The sequence below is a fragment of the Kitasatospora sp. NPDC038210 genome, assembly GCF_055600605.1.
On sequence record NZ_JBVJYK010000036.1, the window covers coordinates 49,044 to 55,043 of the forward strand.

Genomic DNA, 6,000 nt, shown 5'->3' on the forward strand with positions numbered 1-6,000 from the left:
GCACCGAACACCGGCACCGGCAGCGGCGTGTGAGGGAGGAGCGCTGCTTCCGCCACCTGTCCCGCCGGCCCGCCGCGTCCCTCCCCCCTGTGGCACGGGAAGTCGGCCCCGCCGGCTTCCTGCGCACCCGGCCCCCGAAGCGGCCGGGCATGACAGCGCTCCCGTGCGGTGTCCCGGACCGGAGGCCCGGCGCGCACCCCCGGGCCGGGGGCCGGAGCGCGGGCGGCCGCCCGTACGGTGAGCGCCTTCGGCCGGGCCCGGGCCGCCCGGGCCGCCCGGGCCACTCACAGGTGCAGCCGGAGGTCCTCCTCGGCGGCGGTGACGTCGCCGGTGAAGGTGCGGCGGGCCTCGGCGAGCGCCTGGGCGCGGTCGGTGCCGGGCCAGAAGTGGGTGAGCAGGAGCCGGGCGGCGCCGGCGCGTTCGGCCCACTGCCCGGCCTGGGCGGCGCTGAGCAGGTACGGGTCGTCGGGGTCGCAGCCGCACGTGGTGGCGCCGGCGATGAACAGGTCGGCGCCGGCGGCGAGTTCGGCCAGTGCCGGGCCGGGGCCCGCGTCGCCGCTGTAGGCGAGGGTCAGGCCCGGGGCGCTCAGGCGCACGCCCGCGTGCGGGACGTGGTGGGGCAGCGGCGCGGTGTCCAGGCGCAGCGGGCCCAGGCGGTGGGTGGCGGTGGCGGCGGTGGGCAGGGGGTGGATGTCGAAGACGTCGTTCAGGTCTTCGGTGGGTTCCATGGCCTGGACGCGGGTGACGACGCCGGGGGTGCAGTACAGGGGCAGGCGGGGCGGGCGGGGGGTGGTGAAGTAGCGGGCGCGGCACAGGGCGCTGAGGTCGGCGCAGTGGTCGGGGTGTTCGTGGGTGATGACGACGGCGTCCAGGCCGGTGGCGGCGGTGTGCCGGAGCAGGCGGGGGAAGGTGGCGTAGCCGAGGTCGAGGGCGAGGCGGTAGCCGTCGTGTTCGAGGAGGAAGCCGCTGGCGGCCCGGTCCGCTTCGGGGTGGGCGGCGCTGGTTCCCAGGACGGTGAGTCGGCTCACCGGGTGATGCTCTCACAGGCGGGGTGAATCCTTTCGGGGCCGGGCTGCCTCTTATGGGCGGGCCCGGTGCGTTGCCGGGGCCGTGTGTGGGTCCCCGGGTGTGGTGCCCGGTGGGCGGGAGCCCCTTGTGTGGGAGGTCGTTGTGGTCGTCGGTGTGGGTGTGGCGGTGGGCGCGGTGCTGGTGTGCGCCTGCGTGTTCGTGTTCGGGCGCAGGCGGGGCGGCGGGCGTGGCTGAGCGCGTGGACGGCGGTGCGGCCCGGGGCGTTGACGGCGTGAGGGCCTGGGAGGCAGCCGGGGGCGGGGGTGGTGTGTGGCCGGGTGAGGGGCTGGTCGTCGCCGCGCAGGGCGGTGACGCCCAGGCGCTGGCCGCGCTGGTGACGGCCGCTCACCCCCATGTGCGGCGCTTCGCGCACTCGCTGTGCGCGGGCCGGGAGGACGCCGAGGACGCGGCGCAGGAGGCGCTGATCGTGCTGTACCGGCGGATCGGCATGCTGCGGGCCTCCACGGCGCTGGCGTCGTGGATGTTCCGCATCGTGCGCAACGAGTGCCTGCGCCGTGCCCGCGCGGTGCTGCGCGACCATCCGCCGGGGCACACGGCCGGCGCGGCCGGCGGGCAGGACGGGGACGGCCGGGAGAACGGGGCCGGCGCGGGCGGCGGGCAGGACGGGTGCGGCGGGCCGGCGGGGTGGGCCTCGGCGGAGGAGGAGGCGCTGCGGCGTCTGGAGGCGCACCGGATCGCGCAGGCGATCGCCGCGCTGCCGGGCGACCAGCGCCGCGTGCTGGTCCTGCGCGACGTGCAGGGCCGCAGCGGTCGGGCGGTCGCCGAGGAACTCGGCATCGGGCAGGGCGCGATGAAGTCCCGTCTGCACCGCGCCCGCGCCGCCCTGCGCCACGCCCTGACCACCACGCCCCCGCCCGTGCCCGTGCCCGTGACGGCCGCAGTGGCCGCGGCGGCGGCCTCGGCGGTGCCGGTGGCGGCGGGCGGGCGGGCGCGGTGAACCGGACGGTGAAGACCGGCGCCCGCGCGGGCGCCGGTGTCCCCTCGCTGCCCCGTCACCTGGCGCGCGGCGCGGCCGGGTTCGGCGCGCTGGCCGCCTCCGTGGCCCTGTGGCCCGTCCTCGGGCCGGCGGGCCTGCTGCTGGCCCCGGCGGGCCTGTACGCGCTGCGCGGCTGCCCGCTGTGCTGGACGGCCACGCTGCTGCGCGTCCTGACCCTGGGCCGGGCACACCCGTCCTGCCCCGACGGGCGCTGCCGGATCCCCGGCAGCGGTTCCGGTGCCGGCGCCGGCACCGGTTCCGGCGGGCAGGGCCGCTGACGCGGGCGGGCGGGGGTCGTCAGTGGTACTGGGCGATCTGGATGAGGTTGCCGCAGGTGTCGTCGAGGACGGCGGTGGTCACCGGGCCCAGGGCCAGCGGGGCCTGGGTGAAGCGCACGCCCAGGGCGCGCAGCCGCTCGTACTCGGCGTGGACGTTGTCGACGGCGAAGGAGGTCGCGGGGATGCCGTCGGCGGCGAGTGCGGCCACGTAGGCCTTGGCCGCGGGGTGCCGGTCGGGTTCCAGGACGAGTTCGGTGCCGTCGGGCTGTTCGGGCGAGACGACGGTGAGCCAGCTGTGGCCGCCGAGGGGGACCTCGGTCTTCTTCACGAATCCGAGCACTTCGGTGTAGAAGCGCAGGGCCTTGTCCTGGTCGTCGACGAAGACGCTGGCCAGGTTGATCCTCACGGGGCCTCCTCGGGTGTGCGGGGCGTGAGCCACCGGGCGGTGATGCGCCGCAGCGGTCCGGTGTCCAGGTCGTGGAACTTGTAGCGGCCCTCGCGGCGGGTGCGCACCAGGCCGGCGTCCTCCAGGACGGCCAGGTGCTGGCTGACCGCCTGGCGGGAGATGCCCAGGGCGTGGCGGGAGGCCAGCCGTGCGCAGATCTCGAACAGGGACTGGCCCTCGCGCCGCGCGAGCTCGTCGAGGATGAGGCGGCGGGTGGGGTCCGCCAGCGCCTTCCACAGGGCGTCGTCCGTCACCACCCCACCGTAGGCAAGCCGCGGCTTGCCTGCCCGACGGGACACCCCGGGGGTGCGGACGAACCGGGCAGGGCCGGGGCCGGGGCCGTGGCCGGGGCGGGGGCCGGGGGCCGGGGGCCGGGGCCGGGGCCGGGGGCCGGGGGCCGGGGCCGGGGCCGTGGCCGTGGCCGGGGGCGTGGCCGTGGCCGTGGCCGGGGGCGGGGTGCAGGCGCGCCGGTGGTTCACCCGCACGAGTGATTGTGATGCTGCGAACACCGACAGGCACTCATCGTGTACGGAGAGCCGGTGGGGGCTCTCCCGGCGCGAGGAGCCGTCACGGCCGCGGCCGAGTCTTCCGCCTCCGGGGTGCCGCGGATCGCGGACGGTTCACGGCCCGCCGACCACGACCGGGGCCTCGCGGCGACCGGCGGCAACGTCGGCGCCGTGCGGCGGGCGTGGTGGACGTGGAGCCGGGCAACGGGACCTTCGACCTCCGGATCCCCCGGAACGTCATCGGGCCCGACTCGACGGTCGTCATCACGGCCTGCGAGACCAACGCGGGCGGTGCCCGGTCCGTCGGCGCCGCACCCTTCCGGGTGTCGCGCATCGCCCCCGGCAACGGCGTGGTCACGTCCAAGACCGACATCGGGTGGAGCAGCCCGCTGCCGGTGCCTGCCGACGTGCCGGTCCTCGACCGGGCCCGTCGGGCCCGTCGGGCCCGTCGGGCCCGTCGGGCCCGTCGGGCCTGTCGGGCCTGTCGGGCCGGGACCGCGCCGCTTCGGTGACGCCCGGCGCCGCCCGCCCGGCCCGCGGTGGCCCCGGACACCCCTCGGGGCAGCCGCGGGGCACCGGCCGGACACGGATCCCGCCGTCCGGCCCTGACGGCGCCCTGCGGGACTCCCCGGACTGGTTCACGCGGTGGGTGTCCGGCCCCCGCCTGTCGGGCGTCCCTGCCCGGCGTGCCGGCCCCTTCACGGCCGGGCGGCGAACCTGCGACGCGGAGCACGACGTACGACGTACGACGTACGACGCGCCTGGCGGGCGTCGGCACCCTGACCGGCCGAAAGGTCCGACGGGATGTCCGACCGGCGACCGGCCGGCGGGCGCAGCGGGACCCGGCCCTCGGTCAGCCGGAAGGCCGGGCACAGCGTCCGGCCCTCGGTCAGCCGACGGGTCGGGACGGGAAGTCCCCCCGATGGCCGGCCGGCAGGCGGGCCAGGGCGTGCGCCCGATGGGCGGCCGATGGGCGGGGTGCTCGACGGGCAGCCGGCCCGCGGGTCGGGGCGGGCCGGATATCCAGCCCTGCCCGGCCGGTGTGAGGGGCGGGAAGTCCGGCCGGCAGTCAGTCAGCAGGCGGGCGGCATGCCGGCCCCCGGCCGGCGGGCGGGTCGGGCGGGGTGTCCGGGCGGTGGGCGGGCGGGGTGTCCAGCCCCTGGTCGGCCGGTGGGCGGGGCGGGGGCGGGCAGTAGGATCGGCGCCGTTGCACACCCGTAGACACACCGCTGGTAGGAGGCTTTTCATGGCTCAGGTCACGCTGAAGGGGAACCCGGTCGAGGTCGGCGGCGCGCTGCCCGCCGCCGGCAGCCAGGCCCCCGCGTTCACGCTGGTCGGTGCCGGCCTCGCGGACGCCTCGCTGAAGGACTTCGCCGGCAGCCGCAAGGTCCTCAACATCTTCCCCAGCATCGACACCCCGACCTGCGCGACGTCGGTGCGCACCTTCAACGCCCAGGCCGGCGCGCTGGCCAACACCGTCGTGCTGTGCATCTCCGCCGACCTGCCGTTCGCGCAGGCCCGGTTCTGCGGCGCCGAGGGCCTGGACAACGTCAAGACCCTCTCCACCCTGCGCGGCCGCGACTTCCACGACAGCTACGGCGTCGCCATCAACTCCGGCCCGCTGGCGGGCCTGACCGCCCGCGCCGTCGTCGTCCTCGACGAGAACGACACCGTCCTGCACACCGAACTCGTCGCCGAGATCGCGGACGAGCCGAACTACGAGGCCGCGCTCGCCGTCCTCGCCTGAGCCGCCCCGCGCGCTTGCCGCGCGCACCTCGCACCCCCGTCCCGCCCCGGGACGGGGGTGCGCCCGTTCCGGCCCCGCAACGCGGCCCCGCCGCGTGCCGCCGGTGCAGGCGGCCGCTCCCGCCACAGGGGTCGCCCGCCGGACGCGGCAGCCCCGGGCGGATGCGGCAGCCCCGGGCGGGCGGGTGACCTGACGACGGCTCCGGTCCGACAGGGCTGCCCGGTCAAGGCGGCTGCTCCCATGAGGGTGACCACCGGTGTGACGGTGTCGTCGCCGCCGAGGTCGCCGCCGAGGTCGTGGTCGAGATCGTGGTCGTGGTCGTGGTCGGGCCGCAGCGCGTCGATGAAGCCGTCGCGGTGCTCCTCCGGGAGCCGGAGGCCTCGCGGCCGGTGCGGGCGCCCCGCACGGCCCGGGGAAGGGGACGCACGTCGTCCGCGCCGAGGACGACGGGCAGCGGCGGGTCGGGGATGCGGCTCCACGGGTCGTCGTCACCGCGGACGGCGGGACGGCCACGGGGTCTCCCGGGCCCCGCCGGGCGGTCCGGCCCCCCGGTCACCGCGGCGCCGCGGGCTGCCGGGCGGTCCGACGCGAGCGGGCCGGTGCCCGCCCGGGCCGTTCCGGGGCACCGGCGGGGCGCAGCGCCGCGCTGACACGCCGACGCGCGGGTGAGGGCACCGCCGCCCGGCAGGCCCAGGACCCGCACCACCCCCGCTCCCTCCCCCGCCCCGGCCCCGCCCCGGCCCCGTCCCCGGGGAAGCCACCCCTCACGCGGCGCCCCTCACGGCCCCGGGCGGCCGCCCCCCGGGCCCGCCGCGACCCCAGCCCCTTTTCGGGGCGGCCCCTGTCGGGGCAGCCCCGAAAGGGGGTCAGGCGGCTCTACCTTCTGAGCCGGGTTGATCGGGCCATTCGTAAGGTTGGGTCGCCCAGGGGTTCTGGGTGTGGCTATCAGGCGGCTGCCG

At 77.9% G+C, this 6,000-nt stretch carries 6 protein-coding genes; 3 read left to right on the plus strand and 3 right to left on the minus strand.

Annotated features, from left to right (window positions below; translation table 11 throughout):
* Window positions 1–284 precede the first annotated feature (284 nt).
* Window positions 285–1,028, minus strand: a complete 744-nt coding sequence (locus ACZ7KX_RS38855; protein WP_470330658.1) for an MBL fold metallo-hydrolase — start codon at window positions 1,026–1,028, stop codon at window positions 285–287.
* Window positions 1,029–1,336: 308 nt separating this feature from the next.
* Here ACZ7KX_RS38855 and ACZ7KX_RS38860 point away from each other — a divergent pair, with 308 nt between their 5' ends.
* The gene (locus ACZ7KX_RS38860; protein WP_470330663.1) at window positions 1,337–2,026 is read left to right on the plus strand and encodes an RNA polymerase sigma factor; all 690 of its coding nucleotides are present in this window, start codon (window positions 1,337–1,339) and stop codon (window positions 2,024–2,026) included.
* Window positions 2,023–2,343 carry a hypothetical protein gene (locus ACZ7KX_RS38865; protein ID WP_470330659.1) on the plus strand — a complete coding sequence of 107 codons (321 nt, stop codon included), beginning with the start codon at window positions 2,023–2,025 and terminating at the stop codon, window positions 2,341–2,343. Before ACZ7KX_RS38860 ends, ACZ7KX_RS38865 begins: the two co-directional genes overlap by 4 nt.
* A gap of 19 nt (window positions 2,344–2,362) precedes the next feature.
* Here ACZ7KX_RS38865 and ACZ7KX_RS38870 read toward each other — a convergent pair whose 3' ends face one another.
* Together ACZ7KX_RS38870 and ACZ7KX_RS38875 are read right to left on the minus strand one after the other, a co-directional pair.
* Window positions 2,363–2,749: a VOC family protein gene (locus ACZ7KX_RS38870; RefSeq protein ID WP_470330660.1), complete on the minus strand. Its 387-nt coding sequence runs from the start codon at window positions 2,747–2,749 to the stop codon at window positions 2,363–2,365.
* Window positions 2,746–3,045 (minus strand): ArsR/SmtB family transcription factor, encoded by a 300-nt coding sequence (locus ACZ7KX_RS38875; protein ID WP_470330661.1) that lies wholly within the window; start codon window positions 3,043–3,045, stop codon window positions 2,746–2,748. The genes ACZ7KX_RS38870 and ACZ7KX_RS38875 overlap by 4 nt, the downstream gene beginning before the upstream one ends.
* A 1,495-nt stretch (window positions 3,046–4,540) precedes the next feature.
* On the opposite strand from ACZ7KX_RS38875, the gene tpx reads away from it, so the two are divergent.
* Complete coding sequence (gene tpx / locus ACZ7KX_RS38880; RefSeq protein WP_396553111.1) at window positions 4,541–5,041, plus strand: thiol peroxidase; 501 nt, start codon at window positions 4,541–4,543, stop codon at window positions 5,039–5,041.
* Window positions 5,042–6,000: the final 959 nt, after the last annotated feature.

Excerpts from the sequence above, each read along its gene's own strand:
- tpx (WP_396553111.1), top strand. The coding sequence starts at position 4,541 with ATGGCTCAGGTCACGCTGAAGGGGAACCCGGTCGAGGTCGGCGGCGCG.